The 23,453-nt window shown below is 74.4% G+C and carries 4 protein-coding genes; all 4 read left to right on the forward strand.

The annotated features are described in order from the left end of the window. The first annotated feature begins 3 nt into the window (after positions 1-3). Complete coding sequence (locus AB0J87_RS49765) at positions 4-10,893, forward strand: type I polyketide synthase (protein ID WP_363979369.1); 10,890 nt, start codon at positions 4-6, stop codon at positions 10,891-10,893. A 34-nt stretch (positions 10,894-10,927) separates the two neighbouring features. Next, positions 10,928-20,338 (forward strand): SDR family NAD(P)-dependent oxidoreductase, encoded by a 9,411-nt coding sequence (locus AB0J87_RS49770; protein WP_363979372.1) that lies wholly within the window; start codon positions 10,928-10,930, stop codon positions 20,336-20,338. Between the two features lie 62 nt (positions 20,339-20,400). Beyond that, on the forward strand, positions 20,401-21,990 hold the full coding sequence (locus AB0J87_RS49775; protein WP_363979375.1) for an AMP-binding protein: 1,590 nt from the start codon (positions 20,401-20,403) through the stop codon (positions 21,988-21,990). 25 nt (positions 21,991-22,015) lie between these two features. Next, a complete protein-coding gene (locus AB0J87_RS49780; protein ID WP_363979378.1) occupies positions 22,016-23,437 on the forward strand; it encodes an isochorismate synthase in 1,422 nt (473 codons plus the stop codon). The last annotated feature ends 16 nt before the right edge of the window (positions 23,438-23,453 follow it).

Consider the following 23,453-nt stretch of genomic DNA (forward strand, 5'->3'; position numbering starts at 1 on the left):
TCGATGGCAAACGAAGACAAGCTCCGGGGCTACCTGAAGCGGGTCACGGCCGACCTGCACCAAACCAGGCAGCAACTGCGGGAGATCCAGGGCCGGGAGCACGAGCCGATCGCGATCGTCGGCATGGCCTGCCGCTACCCGGGCGGGGTTACCTCGCCCGAGGAGCTGTGGCGGCTCGTCGCCGACGGCGTCGACGCGATCTCCGAGTTCCCCACCGACCGCGGCTGGGACGAGAACCTCTACCACCCCGACCCGGACAACCCGGGCACGACCACGGCCCGGACGGGCGGCTTCGTCTACGACGCGGCCGACTTCGACGCCGGCTTCTTCGCGATCTCGCCACGTGAGGCGTTCGGGACCGACCCGCAGCAGCGGATGTTCCTGGAGTCGTGCTGGGAGGCGTTCGAGCGCGCCGGCATCGACGCGAACTCCGTGCGCGGCAGCCGGACCGGCGTCTACGCCGGCGTCATGTACCACGACTACTTCCGCGCCGAGGCGCTCGGCAGCGTGGTCTCCGGCCGCGTGGCGTACGCGCTCGGCCTCGAGGGCCCGGCGATCTCGGTCGACACGGCCTGCTCGTCGTCGCTGGTGGCGCTGCACCTGGCGGCGCAGGCGCTGCGGCGCGGCGAGTGCTCGCTGGCGCTGGCCGGCGGCGTGACGGTGATGGCGACCCCGAACACCTTCATCGAGTTCTCCCAGCAACGGGGCCTGTCGGCCGACGGCCGCTGCAAGTCCTTCGCCGACGCGGCGAACGGCACCGGCTGGAGCGAGGGCGTGGGGGTGCTGCTCCTCGAACGCCTGTCGGACGCGCGGGAGAACGGGCACCACGTCCTCGCGGTCATCCGCGGCAGCGCGGTCAACCAGGACGGCGCCAGCAACGGGCTGTCCGCGCCGAACGGCCCCTCCCAGATCCGCGTGATCAGGGAGGCGCTGGCCGACGCGGGCCTGTCGCCCTCGCAGGTGGACGCGGTGGAGGGCCACGGCACCGGCACCACCCTGGGTGACCCGATCGAGGCCCAGGCGCTCATCACCGCGTACGGGCAGGACCGGGACCAGCCTCTGTGGCTGGGCTCGCTGAAGTCGAACATCGGCCACGCCCAGGCCGCCGCCGGCGTCGGCGGCGTGATCAAGATGGTGATGGCGCTGCGCAACGAGACGCTGCCGCGCACCCTGCACGTGGACGAGCCGTCCACGCACGTGGACTGGTCGGCCGGCGCCGTCGAGCTGCTCACCGAGCCCCGGTCGTGGGAGTCCGGCGAGGCGCCCCGCCGCGCCGCCGTCTCGGCCTTCGGCTTCAGCGGCACCAACGCCCACCTGATCCTCGAAGAGACGCCGGCCGAGCAGGACGACACCGCCGAGCAGGCCGGGCTGAACCTGCCGCTGGTGCCCTGGACGGTCTCCGCCAGGGACGCGCAGGCGCTGGCCGCGCAGGCCGACCGGCTCAGTACGTGGGCGGCCACGCGGCCGGACCTGCGCGTCGAGGACGTCGGCTGGTCGCTCGCGACCGGCCGGGCGGCGCTCGACCAGCGCGCCGTGATCGTGGGGGAGACCCGGGACGAGCTCCTGGCCGGTCTCCGGTCGCTCGCCGACGGCGCCACCGCCGTCACGGGTTCCGGGGCGGGAGGCAGGATCGCCTTCCTGTTCGCCGGCCAGGGCAGCCAGCGGGTGGGCATGGGCGCCGCGCTCGCCCAGGCGTTCCCGGTGTTCGCCGCCGCGCTCGAAGACGTCTGCAAGGTGCTGGACCCGCTGCTGCCGCACCCCATCAGGGACGTCATGTTCACCGACCCCGACGGGGTGCTGGACGAGACGGGCATGACCCAGCCCGCCCTGTTCGCCTTCGAGGTCGCCCTGTACCGGCTGCTGACCTCGCTGGGCATCGAGGCCGACGTGCTCGCCGGGCACTCGGTCGGCGAGCTCGCCGCCGCCCACGTCGCGGGGGTGCTCTCGATCGGCGACGCCTGCGCGCTGGTCGCCGCGCGGGCCCGGCTGATGCAGGCGCTGCCCGCGGGCGGCGCCATGCTCGCCGTCGCCGCCCCGGAGGAGCAGGTGCTCCCGCTGCTGGCCGGCCGCGCGGACCGGGCCGGGATCGCCGCGGTCAACGCGCCGGGCGCGGTCGTCGTCTCCGGCGCCGCCGGCGACATCGACGAGATCGCGCAGGCACTCGAGGCGGGGCAGGTACGCACCCGCCGGCTGCGCGTCTCCCACGCCTTCCACTCGCCGCTCGTCGAGCCGATGCTGGAGGAGTTCCGGCAGGTCGCGGAGTCCTTGACGTACGGCGAGCCCGCCATTCCGATCATCTCCGACGTGACCGGGCAGAAGGCGCAGCCCGGGCAGCTCACCGACCCCGGCTACTGGGTGGACCACGTCCGCCGGGCGGTGCGCTTCGGCGACGCCGTCACCACCGCCAGGGCCGCCGGCGCCACCGTGTTCGTGGAGATCGGCCCGGACGGGGTGCTGACCAGCCTGGCCAGGCAGACGCTCGACGGCGACGACGCCGCGTTCTTCGTCAGCGCCACGCGCAAGGACCGCGACGAGGCCCGCGCCTTCGTCGAGGCCCTCGGCCGGCTGCACTGCCGGGGCGTCGCCGTCGACTGGGACGCGTACTTCGCCGACGCCGTCCCCCAGCGCGTCGAGCTGCCCACGTACGCCTTCCAGCGCAAGCGCTTCTGGTTCATGCCCGGCGCGACCCCGGCCGAGCAGGCGCCCGAAGGCTCCGTCGACCCCGAGTTCTGGGCCGCGGTCGAACGCGAGGACGTGGCCGCGCTCGCCGCCACCCTCGGCATCGAGGACGGCTCCCCGCTGGCGGCCATCCTGCCGGCGCTGTCGTCCTGGCGGCGCCGGCGGCGCGACCAGGACGTGCTCGACTCCTGGCGGTACCGCGTCACCTGGACGCCCGTCGGCGCACCCGGCGGGAAGCCGCCCGCGCTGTCGGGCACCTGGCGCGTCGTCGTCCCGGCGGACCGGGCCGGCGGCGACGCGGCGGCCTCCGTCACCGGGGCGCTCGAACGGCACGGAGCCCGGTGCGAGCTCCTGGAGGTCACCAGCGACTCCGGGAGGGACGACCTCGCCGCGCTGCTGGGCGGGGACGAGACGCCGGCCGGCGTGCTCGCCCTCCACTGCGACCTGGCCCGGACGGTCACGCTGATCCAGGCCATGGACGACGCCGGCGTGGCGGCGCCGCTCTGGATCGCCACCGACGGAGCCGAGAGCGTCAGCCGGGCCGACCCGGTCCGCGACCCGGAGCAGGCCGCGGTCTCCGGGCTCGGCCGGGTCTTCGGCCTGGAGCACCCCGCCCGCTGGGGCGGCCTCGTGGACCTGCCGGAGACGCTCGACCAGCGCGTCCTGACCCGCCTGGTCACCGTGCTCGCCGGGATCGGGGAAGAGGACCAGCTCGCCGTCCGCGCCTCGGGGATCTTCGCCCGCCGCCTGTCCAGGGCGCCAAGGGCGCGGACCGAACCGGCCGAGCACTGGCGGGCCCGCGGCACCGTACTGATCACCGGCGGCACCGGCGGCCTGGGCGCGAACGTCGCGCGGTGGCTGGCCCGCGACGGCGCCGAGCACCTCGTGCTCACCAGCCGGCGCGGCGCCGACGCCCCCGGCGCCGCCACGCTCGTGGCCGAGCTCCAGGAACTCGGCGCGCGGGTGACGGTGTCCAAGTGCGACGTGGCCGACCGCGACGCGCTCGCGGCCCTGGTCCGCGAGATCGAGGCCGACGCCCCCGTCCGATCGGTCTTCCACACCGCGGGCGTGCCCCACATGCAGCCCCTCACCCGGCTCGGACGGGACGAGCTGGCCGAGGCCACCCAAGCCAAGATCGTCGGAGCCGCCAACCTGGACGCGGCCTTCGACGGACCGCTCGACGCGTTCGTGCTGTTCTCGTCCGGCGCCGGTGTCTGGGGCGGCGCCCTGAACGGCGCGTACGCCGCCGGCAACGCCTACCTCGACGCGCTGGCCGCGCACCGCCGCGCCCGCGGCCTCGCCGCCACGGCCGTCGCCTGGGGCTTCTGGGACGCCGCGGGCGGCGGCATGACCACGCTCCTCGACGAGGAGGACGCCCGCAGGACCGGCGTCCGCTACATGGACGCCGGCCTGGCCATCGACGCCCTGCGGCAGGCCCTGGACGACGGCGAGACCAACCTGGTCGTCGCCGACGTCGACTGGGAACGGTTCTTCCCCATCTTCACCGCCGCCCGGCGGCGGCCCCTTCTCGACGGCGTTCCCGAGGCCGTGGCGGTGTTCCAGAAGGAGGCGGTAGCCGACTCCGAGTCCTCCGAGCTGCGCGCGAAACTCCTCCCGCTGAGCGAGGACGAGCAGGACCGGCTGCTGGTCGCGCAGGTGCGCGAGCAGGTGGCCGCCGTGCTCGGGTACGCCCCCGGCGAGGTGGAGGTGGACCGGGCCTTCCGAGACCTCGGCTTCGACTCGGTCACCGCGGTCGAGCTGCGCGGCAGGCTCAACGCCGCGCTGGGCGTGCGGCTCCCGGCGACCGTGGTCTTCGACTACCCGAACGTCAAGGCGCTCGCGGGCCTGGTCCGCGGCGAGATCCTGGGCACCCGGACGGAGGCCGGGTTCACCGGCGAGACCCGCGGGCCGGTCTCCGACGACCCGATCGTGATCGTCGGGATGAGCTGCCGGATGCCCGGCGGCGTGACCAACGCCGACGACCTCTGGCGGCTGGTCGCCGAGGGTGGGGACGCGATCTCGGCCCTCCCGGACGATCGCGGCTGGGACGTCGAGGGGATCTACGACCCGGACCCCGAGGCGCAGCTCGCCTCGTACGTACGGGACGGCGGCTTCCTGCGTGACGCGGCCGAGTTCGACCCCGAGTTCTTCGGCATCAGCCCGCGCGAGGCCCTGGCCATGGACCCGCAGCAGCGGGTCCTGCTCGAAGCCTCGTGGGAGGCGATCGAGCACGGCCGGATCGAGCCCGGCTCGCTGCGCGGCACCCGTACCGGCGTCTTCGTCGGCGCGGCCTACGAGGAGTACGGCCGCCACTCCGACCAGGTCCCGCTGGAATCCGTGGGGCACCTGGTCACCGGCACGCTGAGCAGCATCGCGTCCGGCCGGGTCGCGTACGCGCTGGGGCTCGAAGGGCCCGCGGTGACGGTGGACACGGCGTGCTCGTCGTCGCTGGTGGCGCTGCACCTGGCGGCGCAGGCGCTGCGGAACGGCGACTGTGACCTGGCCCTGGCCGGCGGCGTCACGGTGATGTGCACCCCGCTCGGATTCATCGGCTTCAGCCTCCAGGGCGCGCTCGCCCGGGACGGCAGGTGCAAGCCCTTCGCCGGCGCGGCGGACGGGTTCGCGCTGTCGGAGGGCGTCGGCATGCTGCTGGTGGAGCGGCTGTCGGACGCCCGCCGCAACGGCCACCCGGTGCTGGCGGTCGTCAAGGGCTCGGCCATCAACCAGGACGGGGCCAGCAACGGCCTGACCGCGCCGAACGGCCCTTCCCAGCAGCGGGTGATCCGCCAGGCCCTGGCCAACGCCGGGCTGTCGGGCGCCGACGTGGACGTGGTCGAGGCACACGGGACGGGCACGACGCTGGGCGACCCGATCGAGGCCCAGGCGCTGATCGCCACCTATGGCCAGGACCGGGACCAGCCGCTGTGGCTCGGCTCGGTCAAGTCGAACATCGGCCACACCCAGGCCGCCGCCGGTGTCGCCGGGGTCATCAAGATGGTCATGGCGATGCGGCACGGGATGCTGCCGCAGACGCTGCACGTGGACGAGCCGTCGCCGCACGTGGACTGGTCGGCCGGGGCCGTCGAGCTGCTCACCGAGGCCCGGCCGTGGGACGTGCAGGATCATCCGCGCCGCGCCGCCGTCTCCTCCTTCGGCATCAGCGGCACCAACGCCCACGTGATCATCGAGCAGGTGCCGGGCACGGACGAGGAGCCCGAGCCCGTCGACGAGCCGCCGGTGGTGCCGTGGGTGCTTTCGGGTCGCAGCGCGGAGGCGTTGCGGGCCCAGGCGGGCCGGTTGGCCGATGCGGTGGCCGGGGTCCGGCCGGTGGATGTGGCGCATTCGCTGGTGGCTTCGCGGTCGGCGTTCGACCACCGCGCGGTGGTGATCGGTGCGGATCGGGAGGAGCTGCTGGCCGGTCTGGACGAGGGCGCGGTGCGGGGTGTGGCCGGGCCATGTGGCAAGACGGTGTTCGTCTTTCCTGGTCAGGGGTCGCAGTGGCTCGGTATGGGCGTCGAGTTGCTGGATGACTCGCCGGTGTTCGCGGCGCGGATGGCGGAGTGTGAGGCGGCGCTGTCGGAGTTCGTGGACTGGTCCCTCACAGAGGTGTTGCGTAGCGGGGAGGGCTTGGACCGGGTCGATGTGGTGCAGCCGGTGCTGTGGGCCGTGATGGTGTCGCTGGCCGAGGTGTGGCGCTCGCTCGGAGTGTCACCGGCCGCCGTGGTCGGTCACTCCCAGGGTGAGATCGCCGCCGCAGTCGTGGCTGGTGCGTTGTCGCTTCAGGACGGTGCCCGGGTGGTGGCGTTGCGGAGCCAGGCGATCGTGGCGCTGGCCGGTCGGGGCGGTATGGCGTCGATCCCGCTGCCCGCTTCGGAGGTGGCGGTAGACGACCGGATCTCCATCGCGGCGGTGAACGGGCCTGCCTCGACGGTGGTGTCAGGCGATGCGGATGCCATTGAGGAATTCCTGGCTCGGCACGACGCGGTGCGGGCGCGGCGGATCGAGGTGGACTACGCCTCGCATTCGGCGCATGTCGAGGCGATCGAGGACGAGCTGGCGCGACTGCTGGCCCCGGTGACCCCGCAAACGGGCGAGGTGCCGTGGTATTCGACCGTCCGGCAGTGCTGGTTGGCCGGGACCGAGGTGGATGCCGCGTACTGGTACGAGAACCTGCGGCGGACGGTGTGGCTGGAGCCGTCGGTGCGGGCGCTGGCCGAGCAGGGACATGGCGTGTTCGTTGAGGTCAGTGCCCATCCGGTGCTGATGATGGCGGTGCAGGAGACGGTCGAGGACGTGGTGGCGTGTGGCACGCTGCGCCGCGACGACGGTGGTCTGCGCAGGTTGTGGACGAGCGCCGCCGAGCTGTGGGTACGCGGGGTGAACGTCGATTGGGCCCAGGCCCTGGAGCCCGCCGCCCCCCGGATGGTCGACCTGCCCACCTACGCCTTCCAGCACCAGCACTTCTGGCTGGAGGAGCGCACCGCGAGCGCGGGTGACGTCGGAGCCGCCGGGCTCGGGGCGGCCGGGCATCCCCTCCTGGCCGCCGCCGTCTCGCTGGCCGACTCCGACGGCGTGCTGCTGACCGGCAGGCTCTCGCTGAAGACCCACCCGTGGCTGGCCGACCACCAGGTCAACGGCCAGGTGCTGCTGCCCGGCACGGCGTTCGTGGAGCTGGCCGTCAGGGCCGGCGACGAGGCCGGCTGCGACCTGCTCGAAGAGCTCACCCTGCAGGCCCCGCTCATCGTGCCGGAACGCGGCGCGATCCAGCTCCAGCTGGCCGTCGGCGCCCCCTACGAGGACGGGCGGCGGCAGCTCACCGTCCACACCCGGCCCGACGGCGGAGCCGCCGACGACCCGTGGACCTGCCACGCCACCGGCGTGCTCGCGCCGGAGGCCGCCGCGCCGCCCGCCCAGGAGACGGCCGCCTGGCCGCCCGAGGGCGCGCAGCCGCTCCCGATGACCGGCCTGTACGACTGGCTCGGCGCGGTCGGCCTGGGCTACGGACCCACGTTCCAGGGTCTGAAGGCGGCCTGGCGGCGCGACCAGGAGCTGTTCGCCGAGGTGGCGCTGCCGGAAGGTACCGAGACCGGCGGATTCGGGCTGCACCCGGCGCTGCTCGACGCCGCGCTGCACAGCGTCGCGCTCAACGCGGCCACCGCCGAGGACGGGCCGCGGATGCCGTTCGCCTGGACCGGCGTACGGCTGCACGCGACCGGCGCGACCTCGATCCGCGTCCGGCTCACCCCCCGCGGCACCGACGACGTGACGCTCGCCGTCACCGACACGACCGGCGTGCCCGTCGCGCACGTGGACTCGCTGATCCTGCGCCCGCTGCCCGCCGACCTCGGCGCCGAGCAGCGCGCCACCGGAGAGGACTCGCTCTACACGCTCGAATGGGCGCCGGTACCTGCCGGCGAACCCGCGGGCGAGCAGCGATGGGCGGTCATCGGCGACCCGTCAGAACTGGCAGCCGCCGGGATCGACGCGGCCGCGCACGCCGGCCTGGCCGAACTCGTGGCCACCGGATCCGTGCCCGAATGGGTGGTCGTCCCGCTGGACGGCGAACCGGAGCCCGATCTGGCCGCGACGGTCGCCGACCGGACCTGCCAGGTGCTGGAGCTGCTGCAGACCTGGCTGGCCGAGGAGGGCTTCCCCGCCTCCAAGCTTGTCCTCCTCACCCGGGGCGCGGTCGCGACCACGGCGGAAGAGGAGGTGCCGGACCTGGTCAACGCCGGGGTCTGGGGCCTCGTCAGGTCCGCGCAGTCGGAGAGCCCCGAACGGGTCGTCGTCCTCGACCTCGACCGTGACGCGGACTCCTGTCGGGCGCTGCCCGCCGCGCTCGCGACAGGCGAGGCGCAGCTCGCGATCAGGAAGGGCACGGCGTACGCGCCCCGCCTGGCCCGGCCCGGAGCCGACGGCGCGCTGACCCCGCCGGCCGATGCCGCGAACTGGCGGCTGGACGTCACCGCCCGCGGCACGCTCGACGACCTCGCGCTGCTTCCCACCCCGTCGGCGCCGCTCGCGCCCGGCGAGGTCCGCATCGGCACCAAGGCCATGGGCCTGAACTTCCGCGACGTGCTGATCGCCCTGGACATGTACCCGGGCGACGCGCCGATGGGCGGCGAGGGCGCCGGCGTCGTCATCGAGGTGGCCGACGACGTCACCACGCTCGCGCCCGGCGACCGGGTGATGGGCATCGTCGACGGCTTCGCCCGGGAGGCGGTCACCGACCACCGGCTGCTCGCCCGCATCCCGGACGACTGGACGTTCGCCCAGGCGGCGTCCGTGCCGATCGCCTTCGTCACCGCCTACCACGCCCTGGTGGACCTCGCCGGGCTCCAGGCAGGCGAGGCGCTGCTCGTGCACGCCGCCGCGGGCGGCGTGGGCACGGCCGCCGTGCAACTCGCGCACCACCTGGGCGCCGAGGTCTACGGCACCGCCAGCGAGAGCAAATGGGACGCGGTACGCGAGCTGGGCGTCCCCGCCGAGCGCATCGCCTCGTCCCGGACGCTGGAGTTCGCGCAGACCTTCGCCTCGGGCGTGGACGTCGTGCTCAACTCCCTCGCGGGCGAGTTCGTGGACGCCTCGCTGGGCCTGCTGCGACCGGGCGGACGCTTCATCGAGATGGGCAAGACGGACGTACGGGACCCGGCCGAGCTGCCCTCGGTCCGCTACCAGAACTTCGACCTCACCCTGCTCGGCCCGGCCCGCACCGGCGAGATCCTGGCCGAGATCGCCGCCCTGTTCGCGCGCGGCGCGCTCCGGCTCCCGCCGATCAGCACGTGGGACGTCCGCCGCGCCCCCGACGCGTTCCGGTACGTCGCCCAGGCCCGCCACATCGGCAAGGTCGTCCTGACGGCACCGCCCGCCCTCGACCCCGAGGGCACCGTGCTCGTCACCGGCGGCACCGGCGCGCTCGGCGCCCTCGCCGCCAGGCGCCTGGTCACCGAGCACGGAGTGCGGCACCTGGTCCTGGCCAGCCGGCGCGGCCCCGCCGCCGACGGCGCGGCGGCGCTGGAGGCGGAGCTGACCGGGCTCGGCGCCACCGTGACGGTCGCCGCCTGCGACGCCGCCGACCGCGACGCCCTCGCCGCGCTGCTCGCGAGCATCCCCGCCGAGCACCCGCTGACCGGGGTCGTCAGCACGGCGGGCGTGCTCGACGACGGGATGATCTCCTCGCTCACCCCGGAACGCGTCGAGGCCGTCATGCGCCCGAAGGTGACCGCTGCCGCCAACCTGCACGAGCTGACCGCCGATCTCGACCTGGCGCAGTTCATCCTGTATTCGGGCGCCGCGGGCATCCTCGGCAGCCCCGGCCAGGGCAACTACGCCGCGGCGAACACGTTCCTGGACGCGCTCGCCCAGCACCGCCGCGCCCGCGGGCTGGCGGCGACCTCCCTGGCCTGGGGCCTGTGGTCGCCGCAGAGCGGCAGCGGTATGACCGGCCACCTGGACGAGGCCGACCTGAGCAGGCTGAGCCGGTCCGGCATGGGCGCGCTCGGCCTCGACGAGGGCCTCGGCCTGTTCGACCGGGCGCTGAGCGTGGACGAGGCGGCGCTCGTGCCGATCCACCTGGATCTCGCCACGCTGCGCGCGGGCGCGGCCAAGGGGTTCGGCCACCCGCTCTTCCGCGGCCTGGTACGCATCTCCACGCGCCGCGTGCTCGCGGCGGAGACGCCCATGGGCGAGTCGCTCACCGACCGGCTGGCCGCCCTGCCGGAGGCGGAGCGGGCCCCGATGCTCCTCGACCTGGTACGCGGCCACGTGGCCGCCGTGCTCGGCTTCGCCGGGCCGGAGTCCGTCGAACCGGGACGGGCGTTCAAGGACCTCGGCTTCGACTCGCTGACCGCCGTGGAGCTGCGCAACCGGCTCAAGGCGATCACGGGACTGCGGCTGCCCGTCTCCCTGATCTTCGACTACCCCAACGCCGCCGCGCTGGCCGGGCACCTGCTGGAGGAGCTGGCGCCACCCGCGCACAGCGCCGAACAGCAGGTCCTGGCCGAGCTCGACCGGATCGAGGCCAGGCTGGCCGTCATGGCGGCCGAATGCGCCACCGCCGGGGAGATCACCGCCCGGCTCGAACAGCTGGTCTTCTCCTGGAAGGAACGGCACCAAGAATCCGGAGCCACCGTCGAGGACGTGGCCGATCAGCTCAGCTCGGCCACGGCCGACGAGATCATCAGTTTCATCGACAGCGAGTTCGGACTCTCCTGAGCAGGCGTCACCGAAGGCTAGGAAGGCAGCACACATGGCGACAGAAGAGCAGCTCGTCGAATACCTCAAGCGCGTGACGACCGAGCTCCACGACAGCAAGAAGCGGCTGCAGGCGGCCGAGGACAAGGACCACGAGCCCATCGCCATCATCGGCATCGGCTGCCGCTACCCCGGCGACATCGCGAGTCCCGAGGACCTGTGGCGGGTCGTGTCCGGCCGTACCGACGCCATCGCCGGGATGCCGGACGACCGCGGCTGGGACCTGGAGTCGATGTACAACCCCGATCCCGACGCGGTCGGCACCTCGTACGTCCGGGACGGCGGCTTCATGCGAGACGCCACCGCCTTCGACGCCGCGTTCTTCGGCGTCTCGCCGCGCGAGGCCGTGGCCATGGACCCGCAGCAGCGGCTGCTGCTCGAAACCTCCTGGGAGGCGATCGAGCGGGCCGGCATCGACCCGGACGCGCTGCGCGGCAGCCGGACCGGCGTCTTCGTGGGCGCCAACAGCCCCGAATTCCTCACGATGATGATGCAGGCGCCGCCGGAGCTGCAGGGCTACCTGATGACCGGCGTCGCCCCGAGCGTGGTGTCGGGCCGCGTCTCCTACACCCTGGGCCTGGAGGGACCGGCCGTCACGATCGACACGGCCTGCTCCTCGTCCCTGGTGGCGCTGCACCTCGCGGTACGGGCGCTGCGCAACGGGGACTGCTCGCTGGCGCTGGCCGGGGCCGTGACCGTCCTGTCCACGCCGGGCACCTTCATCGGCTTCAGCCGGGTACGCGGGCTGGCCAGGGACGGCCGCTCCAAGGCGTTCTCCGCCGAGGCGGACGGCATGGGGCTCGCCGAGGGAGTCGGCATCCTCCTGGTCGAGCGGCTGTCGGACGCTCGCCGCAACGGCCACCCGGTGCTGGCGGTCGTCCGCGGTTCGGCGGTCAACCAGGACGGCGCCAGCAACGGCCTGACCGCGCCGAACGGCCCTTCCCAGCAGCGGGTGATCCGCCAGGCGCTCGCCGACGCCAGGCTCGCGCCCGTCCAGGTCGACGCGGTCGAGGCGCACGGCACGGGGACCCCGCTGGGGGATCCGATCGAGGCCCAGGCGCTGCTCGCGACCTATGGCCAGGAGCGGGACCAGCCGTTGTGGCTGGGGTCGATCAAGTCGAACATCGGCCACGCCCAGGCGGCCGCCGGCGCGGCGGGCGTCATCAAGATGGTCATGGCGATGCGCAACGGCGTCCTGCCCGCGACGCTGCACGCCGAGGAGCGCTCGCCGCACATCGACTGGTCGGCGGGCGCGGTCGAGCTGCTCACCGAGGCCCGCCCCTGGCCCGCGGGCGGCGAGCCGCGCCGGGCCGGCGTGTCGTCGTTCGGCATGAGCGGCACGAACGCCCACGTGGTGCTGGAGGAGGCGCCCGCCGAGACCCCGGCGGAGCCCGGCGGGGAGCTGCCCGTCGTGCCGTGGACGCTCTCGGCCAGGACGGGCGAGGCGCTGGAGCGGCAGGCCGGACGGCTGGCCTTGTGGACCCGGTCGCATCCCGAGCTGGGCGCGGTGGACGTCGGCTGGTCGTTGCTCGGCCGCTCGGCGTTCGACCACCGTGCGGTGGTGATCGGCGCGGATCGGGAGGAACTGCTGGCCGGTCTGGACGAGGGCGCGGTGCGGGGTGTGGCCGGGCCGGGTGGCAAGACGGTGTTCGTCTTTCCTGGTCAGGGGTCGCAGTGGCTCGGTATGGGCGTCGAGTTGCTGGATGACTCGCCGGTGTTCGCGGCGCGGATGGCGGAGTGTGAGGCGGCGCTGTCGGAGTTCGTGGACTGGTCCCTCACAGAGGTGTTGCGTAGCGGGGAGGGTCTGGACCGGGTCGATGTGGTGCAGCCGGTGCTGTGGGCCGTGATGGTGTCCCTGGCCGAGGTGTGGCGCTCGCTCGGAGTGGCCCCGGCCGCCGTGGTCGGTCACTCCCAGGGTGAGATCGCCGCCGCGGTCGTGGCGGGTGCGTTGTCGCTTGAGGACGGCGCGCGGGTGGTCGCGTTGCGGAGCCAGGCGATCGTGGCGCTGGCCGGTCGGGGCGGTATGGCGTCGATCCCGCTACCGGCTGCGGAAGTGATCTCAGGTGACCGGATCTCGATCGCGGCGGTGAACGGGCCTGCCTCGACGGTGGTGTCAGGTGACGCGGATGCCATTGAGGAACTGATTGCCGACTATGAGGCCCGGGGAGTGCGGGCGCGGCGGATCGAGGTGGACTACGCCTCGCATTCGGCCCATGTTGAAGCGATCGAAGATGAGCTGGCGAGGTTGCTGGCTCCGGTGACCCCGCAAACGGGCGAGGTGCCGTGGTACTCGACCGTGCGGCAGTGCTGGCTGAGCGGGACCGAGGTGGATGCCGCGTACTGGTACGAGAACCTGCGGCGGACGGTGTGGCTGGAGCCGTCGGTGCGGGCGCTGGCCGAGCAGGGACATGGCGTGTTCGTTGAGGTCAGTGCCCATCCGGTGCTGATGATGGCGGTGCAGGAGACGGTCGAGGACGTGGTGGCCTGCGGCACGCTGCGCCGCGACGACGGCGGCCTGCGCAGGCTGTGGACCAGTGCCGCCGAGCTGTGGGTACGCGGCGCGGAGATCGACTGGGCCGGTGTGTACGAGCCCGCCCGCCCGAACCGGGTCGAACTGCCCACCTACGCCTTCGAGCGCGAGCCGTACTGGCCCAAGACCGTCCAGTCCAACGGCGACCTCACCCAGGTCGGCATGGGCCCCGCCGGGCACCCGTTGCTGGCGGCGGCGGTGTCGCTCGCGGACGGCGAAGGTGTGCTGCTGACCGGCAGGCTCTCGCTGAAGACCCACCCGTGGCTGGCCGACCACCAGGTCAACGGCCAGGTGCTGCTGCCCGGCACGGCGTTCGTGGAGTTGGCCGTCAGGGCCGGTGACGAGGCCGGCTGCGACCTGCTCGAAGAGCTGACCCTGCAGGCCCCGCTGATCCTGCCCGAGCGCGGCGGCGTCCAGGTGCAGGTGGCCGTGGGGGCGCCCGACGAGGACGGCCGGCGGGCGCTGACCATTCACGCCCGGCTCGACGACGAGCCCTGGACCAGGCACGCCACCGGCTTCCTCGCCAAGGACACCGGCGCCGTGGCGTTCGGCGAGCCGTCGTGGCCGCCCGCGGGCGCGACCGCCGTCGGCGCCGACGACGTCTACGAGCTGCTCGCGGGCATCGGCGTCGGCTACGGCGCGGCCTTCCGCGGCCTGCGGGCCGTCTGGCGGCGCGACCGGGAGCTGTTCGCCGAGGTCGCCCTGCCCGAGGAGGCCACCGCGGACCTGGCCGGATTCGGGCTGCACCCGGCGCTGCTCGACGCGGCCATCCAGCCGCTCGCCGTGGGCGACTTCTTCCCCGCCCAGGACGGCGCCGGGCCCGTCCTGCCCTTCGCCTGGACCGGCGTGCGGCTGGCCGCCACCGGCGCGGCCACGTTACGGGTCCGGCTGGCGCCGGCGGGAGCGAACGCGGTCCGCATCGAGGTGGCCGACGCCACCGGCGCGCCCGTCGCCTCCGTGGACTCGCTGGTCGTGCGCGCGATGGCCGCTGCCGACCTCAAGGCCGCCGCGGACCCGCTGCGGGACGCGCTGTTCGCCCTCGAATGGGTGCCCGCGCAGCCCGCCCCCGCCCGGGACGGCATCCGATACGCGCTCGCCGGTGGCGACGCCTCCCGGCTCGGCCTGCCGGTGGACGCCCTCGACCCGGACGGCCCCGTGCCGGACCTGGCGATCCTGGTCTGCACCCCGTACGCGGGCGACGACCCGGCCGCCGGCGCCCGCGCCGCGACCGGCGAGGTGCTGGCCGCCGCCCAGTCCTGGCTCGAACAGGAGCGGTACGCCGACGTGCCCCTGGTCGTCCTCACCCAGGGGGCCACTGGCGACGACCTGCCGGGCGCCGCCGTATGGGGGCTGATCCGATCGGCCCAGTCGGAGAACCCCGGCCGGTTCGTCCTCCTCGACGTGGACGGCACGGACGCGTCCTGGCAGGCGGTCCCCGCCGCCCTCGCCGCGGGCGAACCCCAGCTCGCGCTGGTCGAAGGCGAGGCCCTGGTCCCGCGGCTGGCCCGGCACCGCGCCGCGGAACCCGCCGGCCACGGCACGTGGACCCCCGACGGGACCGTGCTGATCACCGGCGGCACCGGCACCCTGGGCGGGATCGTCGCCCGTCACCTGGTGACCGAGCACGGGGTCCGGCGGCTGGTGCTGATCAGCCGGCGCGGCCCCAACGCCGACGGCGCGGCCGACCTGATGACCGAGCTGACCGGGCTGGGCGCGGACGTGACCGTCACCGCCTGCGACGCCGCCGACCGGCAGGCGCTGGCGGACGTGCTGGCCGCCATCCCGGACGAGCACCCGCTCACCGGCGTCGTCCACACGGCCGGCGCGCTGGACGACGGTGTCCTGGCCGCGCTGACGCCCGAGCGGATCGACAGCGTGCTGCGGGCCAAGGCCGACGCCGTCCTGAACCTGCACGAGCTGACCAAGGACCTGCCGCTGACCGCGTTCGTGCTGTTCTCGTCGGCCGCCGGCGTCTTCGGCGGCCCCGGCCAGGGCAACTACGCCGCCGCCAACGCGTTCGTGGACGCCCTCGCGCAGTGGCGCGGGCGGCTCGGCCTGCCCGCCCTGTCCCTGGCCTGGGGCCTGTGGGAGCAGGACAGCGGGCTGACCGGCACCCTCAGCGAGACCGACCGGGCGCGGCTGGCCCGCACCGGGGTCGCGCCGCTGTCCACCGCCGACGGGCTCGCGCTGCTGGACGCGGCCTGCGCCGCGGACCGGGCGGCGCTGGTGCCGATCCGGCTGGAGTTCGCCGCGCTGCGGATGGCGGCCCAGTTCGGGGCGCTGCCCACGATCCTTCAGGAGCTCGTCCCCACCTCCAAGCGGCGGGTGGTGGGCAACGACCCGGCCGCCGCGTCGGAGCTGCGCGAGCGCCTGGCCCGCATGCCCGAGGCCGAGTACGCCAGGGTGCTGCTCGACCTGGTGCTCGGCCAGGTGGCGACCGTGCTCGGCTACCGCGATGCCGGCGCCGTGGAGCAGGACCGCCCGTTCAACGAGGCCGGGTTCGACTCGCTGACCGCCGTCGAGTTCCGCAACAGGATGAACGCGGCCACCGGGCTGCGGCTGCCCGCCACGCTGATCTTCGACTACCCGACACCCGTCCAGCTGGTCCAGTATCTCCGGGGCCGCCTGCTCGACGGCCCCCAGACGGCCGTCTCCGCCACGACCCGGGCCGGTGAGGAGGAGCCGATCGTCATCGTCGGCATGAGCTGCCGGCTCCCCGGCGGCGTCACCAACCCCGACGAGCTGTGGAACCTGGTGGCCGAGGGCGGCGACGCGATGTCGATGTTCCCCTCCGACCGCAACTGGAACCTGGACGAGCTCTACCACCCGGACCCCGAGCACCCCGGCACCACGTACGCCCGCGAGGGCGGCTTCGTCTACGACGCCACCGCGTTCGACCCGGCGTTCTTCAGCATCTCGCCCAGGGAGGCCGTGGCCATGGACCCCCAGCAGCGCCTGCTGCTGGAGAGCTCGTGGGAGGCGCTGGAGCACGCCGGCATCGACCCGGCCGGGCTGCGCGGCAGCAAGACCGGCGTGTACGTCGGCCTGATGTACCACGACTACGGGATGCACCTGCAGCAACCGGCGAGCGACCTCGAGGGCCTGGTCGGCACCGGCATCTCGGCCGGCGTCGCCTCCGGGCGGGTGTCGTACACCTTCGGGTTCGAGGGCCCGTCGGTCACCCTCGACACCGCCTGCTCCTCCTCGCTGGTGGCGCTGCACATGGCGATCCAGGCGCTGCGGCGCGGCGAGTGCTCGCTGGCCCTGGCCGGCGGCGTCACCGTGCTGTCCACCCCCTCCGTGTTCGTCGACTTCAGCCGCCAGCGCGGCCTGGCCTCCAACGGCCGCTGCAAGTCGTTCGCCGCGGCCGCCGACGGCACCGGCTGGGCGGAAGGCGTGGGCATGCTGCTCGTCGAGCGGCTCTCCGACGCGCGCCGCAACGGCCACCCCATCCTGGCCGTGGTACGCGGCAGCGCGATCAACCAGGACGGCGCCAGCTACGGGCTCACCGCGCCCAACGGCCCTTCCCAGCAGCGGCTCATCGAGCAGACGCTGGCCGACGCGGGGCTGGGCGCCGCCGACGTCGACGCCGTCGAGGGCCACGGCACCGGCACCACCCTCGGCGACCCGATCGAGGCGCAGGCCATCGTCGCCACCTACGGCCAGGACCGGCCGCAGGACCGGCCGCTCTACCTGGGCTCGGTGAAGTCGAACCTCGGCCACACCCAGGCCGCGGCCGGAGTGGCGGGCGTCATCAAGATGGTGATGGCCATGCGGCACGGCGTGCTGCCGAAGACCCTGCACGTGGACGAGCCGACGACGCACGTCGCGTGGGACGCCGGCGCCGTCAGGCTGCTCACCGAGGCCACCCCGTGGCCGGAGACCGGCAGGCCGCGCCGCGCGGGCGTCTCGTCCTTCGGCATCAGCGGCACCAACGCGCACGTCATCGTGGAGCAGGTCCAGGAGGAGCCCGCCGCGCCGCCTGCGGAGACCGGGCGGCCGGTGATCCCCTGGGTGCTGTCGGCCAAGACGCAGGACGCGCTGAAGGCCCAGGCCCGCCGGCTGCGCGAGCACCTGGCGGCCCGGCCCGCCCGCCCGGCGGCGGACCTGGCCTGGTCGCTCGCCACCACGCGGTCCTCGTTCAAGCGGCGGCTGGTCGTCCTGGGCGCCACCCGTGACGAGCTCGCCGCCGGGCTGGAGGCGGCGATCGAGGGGACCGCGGCGGACAACGTGATCACCGGATCGGCGGCCCGCGGCAGGACGGCGTACCTCTTCACCGGCCAGGGCAGCCAGCGCCCGGCCATGGGGGAGGAGCTGTACGCGGCCTACCCCGAGTACGCCGAGGCCTTCGACGCGGTCTGCGCCAGGTTCGACCGGCACCTCGACCGGCCGCTGCGCGAGGTCATCGCCGGCGACGCCGAGCTGCTCAAGCAGACGCGGTACACCCAGGCGGCGCTGTTCGCCGTCGAGGTCGCCCTGTTCCGGGTCCTGGAGGCGTGGGGCGTGCGGCCCGACTACCTGGCCGGCCACTCCATCGGCGAGATCGCCGCCGCGCACGTCGCCGGCGTGCTGTCGCTGGACGACGCGGTGACGCTCGTCGCCGCCAGGGGCAGGCTCATGCAGGCGCTGCCGCCCGGCGGCGCGATGGTCTCGGTGCGCGGCGCCACCGAGGAGGAGGTCCTGCCGCTGCTCGCCGGGTACGAGGAGCGCGTCGGCATCGCCTCGCTCAACGGACCGGCGTCCCTGGTCCTGTCCGGCGACGAGACGAGCGTGCTGGAGCTGGCCGAACGGCTGGCCCGGCGCGGCTGCAAGACGAAGCGGCTGACCGTCAGCCACGCGTTCCACTCGCCGCTGATGGAGCCCGCGCTGGAGGAGTTCGTGAGCGTGGCGCGGGGGCTGGCCTTCCGGCCGCCGGCCATCCCCATCGTCTCCAACGTCACCGGCGAGCTCGCCACCGCCGACGAGCTGACCTCGCCCGAGTACTGGGCCCGCCACCTGCGGCAGGCCGTGCGCTTCTGCGACGGCGTGCGGACCCTGCGGGACCAGGGCGTGTCCACGTTCCTGGAGCTCGGGCCGGACGCCGTGCTGTCGGCCATGGTCGAGGACTGCCTGGACGGCTGGAGCGGCGTCGCCGCGCCGGTGCTGCGCCGCGACCGGGCCGAGGCCACCACGCTGGTCGAGGCCCTGGCCCGGGGGCACGCGAACGGCGTCGGCGTCGACTGGGGCGCGGTGATCGGCACGGGCACGCCCGTACCGCTGCCGACCTATCCCTTCCAGCGGCAGCGCTACTGGCCGGAAGCGCCCCGGCACGAGGAGGCCGCGGGGCCCGACCGGGAGTTGTGGGACGCCGTCGCCCGGGGCGACCGCGACGGCCTGCTCGCGGTGCTCGGCCTGCGCGGCGGGGCGACGCTCGACGAGCTGCTGCCCGCGCTGGCCAGATTGCGCGGCCAGGACGGCGCCGACCACGCGGACGTGCGCTACCAGCTCGGCTGGCAGCCCCTGACGGATCTGCCCGCACCCGCGCTCCGCGGCACCTGGCTGGTGGTCGCGCCCGACGGCGCCGGCCCGGACGGGACGCCGGTCGGCACCGCATCGGGCCAGGCGCTGGTGGCCGGGCTCGCGGCGCACGGCGCGGACACCGTACGGCTGTCCGCGATGCCGGACTCCGACGGCGGCGTGGCGGGCGTCGTGTGCCTGCTGCCGGAAGGCGCGACCGCTCCGGACCTTCCGGCGGGATCGGCGCCGGTCTGGTTCCTCACGCGGGGAGCGATCCAGGTGGCGCCGTCCGACCCGCTGGCCGGGCCGCAGGCCGCCCGCGACTGGGGCGACCTGCGGGCCACGGCCGGTCAGGGGCGCGGCGGGCTGATCGACCTTCCGGACCGGTTGGACGAGCAGGTCATGCGCCGGCTGTGCGGGGTGCTGTCCGGGCGGACCGGCGAGAACGAGGTGGCGGTGCGCTCCGGCGGGGCCTTCGCCCGCAGGCTGCGCCCGGCACCGCCGCGCGGCGCCCCGGCCGGCCGCGAATGGCGTCCCGGCGGCACGGTCCTGGTGGCGGGTCCGCTCGACGAGACCGCCGCCGAGCTGGCCAGATGGGCCGCGCGCAACGGCGCGGACGAGGTCGTCCTGACCCAGCCGCACGCCGAGCTCGAAAGCGAGCCGGGCGTGGTGGTCCGGGCCGTCGGCGGGCGGCTGCCCGCGGGCCGGGTGACCGCCGTCGTCTGCACGACCGCCGAGGCGGCGTACGCGCTCGACAAGCCCGCCCGCGCCGCGGACGTGCCCGTCTTCCTCATGCTGGCCCCGGCGCACGCGGCCTGGGGCGGGGACGGAGCCGGCACGTACGAGTACTTCACCGCGCTCGCCGACGAGCGGCTCGCGTCCGGGCAGCCCGCGCTGGCCGTCGCGGCGGGCCTCAAGGAGCCCGCGGACGCGGTCTCCGCCGTCCGCCAGGCCCTGCGCCAGGGGGACAGGGCGCTCGTCGTCGCCGACCCGGACTGGGCCGCGCTCGCCGCGGCCGGGCCCGCCCGGCTGCTGGGGGAGATCCCGCAGGCGGCGGCCCGGCAGGACGGTCCGGACGACGTGGTGGACGGCATCGCCGCCTTCCGCCGCCTGCTGTCCGACAGCCCGGCCGACGAGCACCACGGCATCGTGCTCGACGTGGTACGCGGCCAGGCCGCCGCGATCCTGCAGCTGCCGCTGCCCGACGCGGTGGAGCGGGACGCGGAGTTCTTCGAGCTGGGCTTCTCCTCGATGGCCGCGGTGGAGCTGCGCAACAGGCTCGTCGAGCTGACCGGCATCGAGGTGGCGGCCGACGCGATCTACGACTACCCGACCCCCGCCGAGCTGGCCGAGCACCTGCTCGCGGAGGCCGTGAGCTGAGCTCGCGTACCCACCCTCGCGGCCCCACCCCTCGCGGACCCCACCTGAGAAAGGACGCACCCATGCTGGATGGCTGCACGCCCTGGCCGGAGGAGTTCGCCGAGCGCTACCGCTCGGCCGGTCACTGGCGCGACGAGACGTTGGGCGAGATCCTCGGCGCGCGGGCGCGCTCCCACCCGGACAAGCTCGCACTCGTGGCAGGCGACCACCGGTGGAGCTACGCCGAGCTGGACAGCCGGGCCGACCGCATGGCGGCGCGGCTGCGCGAGATCGGCATCGGCCCGGGGGACCGGGTCGTCGTGCAGCTCCCCAACGTCCCGGAGCTCGTCGCGCTGCTGTTCGCCCTGTTCAGGATCGGCGCTCTGCCGGTCATGGCGCTGCCTGCCCACCGCGGCAGCGAGATCACGTACTTCTGCGAGTTCACGGAGGCGGCCGCGTACGTCATCCCGGACGTGCACGCCGGGTTCGACTACCGGGATCTGGCCGCCGACGTGGCCGCGCGGGTGCCCACGCTCAAGCACGTGCTCGTCGCGGGCGACCCGGGCGGCTTCACCCGGCTGGACTACGCGGACGCCGGGGCGACCGGCCTGCCCCGGCCCGACCCCGCCGGCGTGGCGCTCTTCCTGCTGTCGGGCGGTACGACCGGCGTGCCCAAGCTCGTGCCCCGCGCGCACCAGGAGTGGGCCTACAGCGGGCGCGCGGTCGCCGAGGCGTGCGACTACGGCGAGGAGACCGTCCACCTGGTGAGTCTGCCGCTGTGCCACAACTGGCCGCTGACCCACGGGCTGCTGGCCACCTTCCACGTCGCCGGCACGCTCGTGCTGGCGCCCGTCCCCAGCCCGGACGAGACCTTCCCGCTCATCGAGCGGGAAGGGGTGACCGAGACCGGCCTGATCCCCGGCGCGGCCCTGCTGTGGATGGAGGCCGCCGAGTGGGACGAATACGACCTGTCCAGCCTGCGCCGCGTCACGATCGGCGGGTCGAAGCTCCAGAACGAGCTGGCCCGCCGGGTCCAGCCCGCGCTCGGCTGCCGGCTCCAGCAGGCCTTCGGCATGGCCGAGGGATTGTGCGGGTTCCACCGGTGGGACGACCCGGAGGACGTGGTCCTGGTCAGCCAGGGGCTCCCCGTCTCCCCGGACGACGAGGTGCGGGTCGTCGACGAGGACGACCGCGACGTCGCGCCGGGCGAGGTGGGGCAGCTCCTGGCGCGCGGCCCGTACACGGTACGCGGCTACTACCGGGCGCCCGAGCACAACGCCAGGACGTTCACCGCCGACGGCTACTACCGGACCGGCGACCTCGTACGGCTGCTGCCGGCCGGGCACGTCGTCTTCGAGGGCAGGGTCAAGGACCAGATCAACCGGGGCGCCGAGAAGATCGCGGCCGAGGAGGTGGAGAACCACCTGCTCGCGCACCCGGGCGTCAGGGAGGTCGCCCTGGTGGGCCTGCCCGACGAGGTGCTCGGCGAGCGGGCGTGCGCGTGCGTCGTGCCCCGCGGCACGCCGCCGGCGCTCGGCGACCTGACCGCGTTCCTGCGAGAGCGCGGGGTGGCGGCCTTCAAGTTCCCCGACCGCCTGGAGATCGTCCAGGAGCTCCCGGTCACCCCGCTCGGCAAGGTCAGCAAGAAGGCGCTCGCCGGGATGTTCAGCTAACCCACGCTCGCAGAGGATGTACCCGATGCACGTCGCAGACATCGACTTGCCCGGCTTCCTGGAAGTGCACGCCAAGGCCACCATCGAGGCGCGCAACAACGCCTGCCCGGCGCTGGCGACCTGGCGCCAGGAAATCCCGCCCGTGGACCCGGTCGGGCTGCTGAGACCGCTGTTCGAGCGGTCCACGCGGACCTTCGTCTGGATGTCGCCGCATGCCAGCGTCATAGCGATGGGCAGCGCGACGGACTTCACGCACACCGGTCACGACAGGTTCGCCGGCATCCGGCGAGGCTGGGAACGGGCGGCCGGGACCGCGGTCTCCGGCGGGCCGGGGCCGCGCGCCATGCCGTCGCTGGTCGGCGGGTTCGCCTTCGCGCCGCGCCCCGGGCCGCTGCCCGAGGCGCTGATGTGGGTGCCCAGGGTGCTGATCTCGCGGGACCCCGACGGCACGACCTCGCTCGCGCTCAGCGTCAGCGTCGACCCCCGGCCCACCACGACGGACGGGCCCGCGCGCACGGTCGCGGACGCCTTCGCCCTGATTTCGTCCGGCGGGATCCGTCCCTGCCCCAGCCCGCTGCTCCCGGGCACGACCATGATCGAGGTCCCCTCCGCGTCGGAATGGAAGGCGCTGGTCGCGCACACCACCGAGCAGATCGCCCGCGGCAGGTTCGACAAGGCCGTGCTGGCCCGCCAGCTGCGGATCACCTCCCCGTGGGGGTACGACCTGGCCTCCGTGCTGGGCTCCCTGCGCGACACGCAACCGGGGAGCACCGTCTTCGCCGTGGCCGCGTACGGGCACGCCTTCGTGGGCGCCACCCCGGAGCGGCTGGTCGGCCTGCGCGGTGGGCGGGCCGAGTCGATGAGCCTGGCGGCGTCCATGCCGCGCGGCGCGACGCCCGCCGAGGACGCGTGCCTGCGCTCCGCCCTGCTGCAGGACGACAAGAGCCGGCGCGAGCAGCGGATCGTCACCGCGACGCTGCGCCACGCGTTCGACCAGGTGTGCCGCACGGTCACGGTGCCGGACGAGCCGCACGTGCTCGACCTGCCGAACCTGCGGCACCTGCACACCCGCATCGTCGGCGAGATCGCCGACCCGGAGACCGCCAGCGTCCTCGACCTGGTGGAGCGGCTGCACCCGTCACCCGCCGTCGGCGGCCATCCGCGCCAGGCCGCGCTCGAGTGGGTGCGCGACGCCGAGCCCTTCGACCGCGGCTGGTACGCGGGCCCCGTCGGGTGGATGAACGACGAGCAGGAGGGCGAGTTCGCGGTGGCGATCCGCTCGGCGCACGTGCAGGACGAGACCGCGACCCTGTACGCCGGATGCGGCATCGTGGCGGGCTCCGACCCGGAGGCCGAGCTGGAGGAGACCCGGCTCAAGTTCCGGCCCATGCTAAATGCGCTGGCGATTCCGTTGTCGGAAAGGGCACCATATAGACAGTCCCGATGAGAAGATCTTGGAAACG

Origin of the sequence: Nonomuraea sp. NPDC049625 (assembly GCF_040675285.1) — a bacterium.
Classification (GTDB): Bacteria; Actinomycetota; Actinomycetes; order Streptosporangiales; family Streptosporangiaceae; genus Nonomuraea; species Nonomuraea angiospora_A.

Excerpts from the sequence above, each read along its gene's own strand:
- AB0J87_RS49765 (WP_363979369.1), top strand. The coding sequence starts at position 4 with ATGGCAAACGAAGACAAGCTCCGGGGCTACCTGAAGCGGGTCACGGCC.
- AB0J87_RS49770 (WP_363979372.1), top strand. The coding sequence starts at position 10,928 with ATGGCGACAGAAGAGCAGCTCGTCGAATACCTCAAGCGCGTGACGACC.
- AB0J87_RS49775 (WP_363979375.1), top strand. The coding sequence starts at position 20,401 with ATGCTGGATGGCTGCACGCCCTGGCCGGAGGAGTTCGCCGAGCGCTAC.
- AB0J87_RS49780 (WP_363979378.1), top strand. The coding sequence starts at position 22,016 with ATGCACGTCGCAGACATCGACTTGCCCGGCTTCCTGGAAGTGCACGCC.